Annotated in this window: 3 protein-coding genes and 1 tRNA gene; 1 reads left to right on the forward strand and 3 read right to left on the reverse strand. The window is 72.9% G+C overall.

Annotated elements, in window-relative coordinates:
• The 3 genes from DZG00_RS14450 to DZG00_RS14460 all read right to left on the reverse strand — a co-directional run.
• Window positions 1–714, reverse strand: a 714-nt coding sequence (locus tag DZG00_RS14450) for a YoaK family protein (RefSeq protein ID WP_147360027.1), incomplete at its 3' end; no start/stop codon positions are given.
• Window positions 715–816: 102 nt separating this feature from the next.
• Window positions 817–1803, reverse strand: coding sequence for an aldo/keto reductase (locus tag DZG00_RS14455; protein ID WP_119382535.1), 987 nt, complete (start codon window positions 1801–1803; stop codon window positions 817–819).
• 114 nt (window positions 1804–1917) lie between these two features.
• Window positions 1918–1999, reverse strand: a tRNA-Tyr gene (locus tag DZG00_RS14460).
• 128 nt (window positions 2000–2127) lie between these two features.
• On the opposite strand from DZG00_RS14460, the gene DZG00_RS14465 reads away from it, so the two are divergent.
• The coding region (locus tag DZG00_RS14465) for a YajQ family cyclic di-GMP-binding protein (RefSeq protein ID WP_119455770.1) at window positions 2128–2576 on the forward strand (449 nt) is incomplete at its 3' end.

Consider the following 2576-nt stretch of genomic DNA (forward strand, 5'->3'; position numbering starts at 1 on the left):
GGAGGCGGCGGCCGGGGCGGCCTCGCGGAGGTGCCCCCGCTCGATCCGGCGCGCGTTCCACAGGAGGCCCACGCCCAGCACCATCAGCCCGCCCGCCGCGAGCAGCGCCCAGGCGCCGCCGACGTGCGTCGTGATGAGCGCCGCGACCAGCGCGCCGAGCCCCATGCACACGATCGCGCCGATCCGGCGGGCCCACGCGGCACCGGTCCCGCCCGCGACGCGGCTGTCGGAGGAGAGGTTCACCATCGTCATGGTCACGACCACGGTCGACAGGTCGCGCAGGCCGATGCTCTTCACGGCGGCGGCCTGCGCGCCGAGCAGCAGGGCGAGGAAGCCCGTGATGGCGATCATGATCCCGGTCTCGAGCGTCCCGACCGCGAGCCAGACCACGGCGAGCGCGAGGGTGAGCAGGGTGCCGGTGACGAGGATCCAGACGGAGGAGCGCGGCAGGTGCACGTCGGTGGGCGCGCGCCGGGTGATGCGCGACGCGATCACCGCGCCGAGCATGAAGGCCACGAGCGCCACGAGGTTGTTGAGCACGGGGATGTCGGCCACGCCCACGAGGCCGAAGCCGATGAAGAGCACGTTGCCGGTCATGTTGCCGGTGAACACGCGGTCGAGCGCGAGGTAGCTCACGCCGTCGATGGCGCCGGTCGCGGTGGTCATGACGAGGAGGGCGGCGATGTAGGAGCCCTCGGGCCAGGGACGGGACACGGGCGGATCTCCTCGGGAGGCTCGGGCGGCTCGGGCGGCGGTCCGCCCAGGATACGGGCGCGGGCGGCGGCTGCCCCGCGGCGCTCGCCAGCGCCGCTCGGCTCAGGCGCTCTCGTCGCGCGTCGCCCGGGCCGCGGCGGAGGCGAGCCGGGACACCTCGTCGTCGTCGAGCACGAGCTGCGCGGCGGGCATCAGCTGCCGGATCTGCCGGGCCGTCCGCGCACCCACGAGCGCGCTCGCGACCCCGCGCCGTCCGAGCACCCACGCGATGGCGACCTCGGCGACCGTGACGCCGCGCATCCGCGCGACCTCCTCGGCGGCCCGCACCGTCGCGTGCCCGCCGGGCGACATGTACTGCTCGGCGTCGAGCGCGCGGGCCGACGGCACGGCGGGCGCGCCGGGCAGGTACTTGCCGGTGAGGAAGCCCTTGGCGAGCACGCTGTGCGCGACGAGCCCCAGGCCCTCCTGCCGGACGACCGCCTGCAGCCGCCCCTCCGCGTGGTCGCGCGCCAGCAGGCTGTACTCCTCCTGCACCACGCCCACGGGCACCGCGCCGGATCCGTGCGCGAGCGCGAGCGCCTGCTCGATCCGCTCGGGCCGGAACCCGGAGACGCCGACGAGGCGAGCCTTGCCCTCCTTCACGAGGTCGGACAGCGCGGCGACGGTCTCCTCGAGCGGGGTGCGGGTGTCGTCGAGGTGGGCGTGCACGATGTCGACGTGCGTCGTGCCGAGGCGTCGGAGCGAGGCGTCGACGCCGCGGCGGATGGAGTCGGCCGACGTGCCGGGGGCGTCGCGGCTCTTGCCGACCTTGGTGCCCACCACGACGTCGTCGCGGCAGCCGCGCGCGGCCAGCCAGCCGCCGATGATCTCCTCGGACTCGCCGCCCGCGTGACCGGGCACCCACTGCGAGTAGGAGGACGCGGTGTCGACGAACGTGCCGCCCTCCTCGCGGTAGGCGTCGAGGATCGACCACGCCTCGTCGCGGTCGGCGGTCCAGCCGAAGCCGCTCGTGCCGAGGCCGAGGGTGGAGACGACGACGCCGGACGTGCCGAGGGCGCGCGTGCGTGGGCCGGGAGCGGCGGGGAACATCGGTGGTGGATCCAGGTCGTCGGGCGCGCGGGCGACTCTGCCGGCGCGGGCGGGCCCCGACGGATGCGGCGGGGCAGACGAACGGCCCCGTGCGAGCGGGGCCGTTCCGTGCGGTGGCGAGTGAGGGATTCGAACCCCCGAAGGCTGAGCCGTCTGATTTACAGTCAGATCCCTTTGGCCGCTAGGGTAACTCGCCATGCGCACCCGACCTGTGTGATCACGGACCGGAGACGCTCGTCGATGATAGCGGTCGCCGACCCGCGAACCGAAATCGTCGCCCACGCCGGATCGGGTGCCACCGGCGCCTCCCTTAACATGGTGGGCATGGCAGATTCCTCGTTCGACGTCGTCAGCAAGGTCGACCGCATGGAGGCGGACAACGCCGTCCACCAGACCCAGAAGGAGGTGGAGCAGCGCTACGACTTCAAGAACGTGGGCGCCTCCATCGAGTGGAGCGGCGACACCATCCTCATGAAGGCCTCCAGCGAGGAGCGCGTGAAGGCGATCCTCGACGTGCTGCAGTCGAAGATGATCAAGCGCGGCATCGGCCTCAAGAGCCTCGAGGAGGGCGAGCCCTTCGCCTCCGGCAAGGAGTACCGCATCGAGGTCACCCTCAAGCAGGGCATCGACCAGGCGAACGCGAAGAAGCTCGGCAAGATCATCCGCGACGAGGGCCCGAAGGGCATCAAGAGCCGCGTCGAGGGCGACGAGCTCCGCGTCTCGAGCAAGAGCCGCGACGACCTGCAGCAGACCATCGCGCTGCTCAAGGGCGC

The sequence above is a fragment of the Clavibacter lycopersici genome (genome assembly GCF_003576405.1).
In the GTDB taxonomy this organism is placed as follows: domain Bacteria; phylum Actinomycetota; class Actinomycetes; order Actinomycetales; family Microbacteriaceae; genus Clavibacter; species Clavibacter lycopersici.